This window comes from Stenotrophomonas sp. GbtcB23, from assembly GCF_019091045.1.
Lineage (GTDB): Bacteria > Pseudomonadota > Gammaproteobacteria > Xanthomonadales > Xanthomonadaceae > Stenotrophomonas > Stenotrophomonas rhizophila_A.
This window is the reverse complement of the sequence record NZ_JAGXKC010000167.1, coordinates 1-572: the sequence shown is the minus strand read 5'-3', so window position 1 is coordinate 572 and position 572 is coordinate 1. Positions and strand designations below refer to the sequence as shown.

Annotated in this window: 1 protein-coding gene and 1 pseudogene; both read right to left on the bottom strand. The window is 61.9% G+C overall.

All coding sequences use genetic code 11. The features are described from left to right. Nucleotides 1-256 (bottom strand): hypothetical protein (locus KVS69_RS18635; protein WP_217539467.1); only part of this gene is annotated, 256 nt, incomplete at its 3' end. Then, nucleotides 253-572: pseudogene (locus KVS69_RS18630) on the bottom strand (DNA methyltransferase); the annotation flags it as partial. The gene KVS69_RS18635 and the pseudogene KVS69_RS18630, both read right to left, overlap by 4 nt.

Below are 572 nucleotides of genomic sequence, written 5' to 3'. Positions count from 1 at the left end.
TCCCGATGTCCTCACGACGCATCCCGTTCACGTGCTTCAGCTTGTCCCGGGCACCAACCGAGCTAGTGGCGAGTCCTGGCACGATTTGAGAGTCTTCTCCGATGGCCAAGTTCTCGACGTGGCCGATGTCTTGAAGGGAGCGGCGGCTGCTTGGACTGTACTGTTCAGGGATTGTGGGCTTTGGTCTATCCGCGACTGATGGGCAGTGGATGCGCGGTCCTAGACTCGTTTGCAGAGCGAGCGTTTCCAGTTTCATGCGGCCGTCGCCAATTCAAACGTTGCCATATCGAGATTGGCCTCGGCCAATGCGCGCAGCGGGGGTGGGCTGACGCTGTTGCCGACCATGCGCACTGCGGCGCTCGGGGTGAGCGGTGTGCTGTTAGCGGTGCGGTTGATGATGTAACCCGCAGGGAGGCCCTGAGCCTGGTACAGCTCATGCGGCTTGAGCATGTGCAGTCCAATATCGACGACATAGGGCGTTCCCCTGATCACCACCGTGACCAGCGCACGCCGGTCCTTCGTGGTGACGGTGTCGACCGGGTCGGCCAAGCTGGGCACATTCGCGCCGGTCC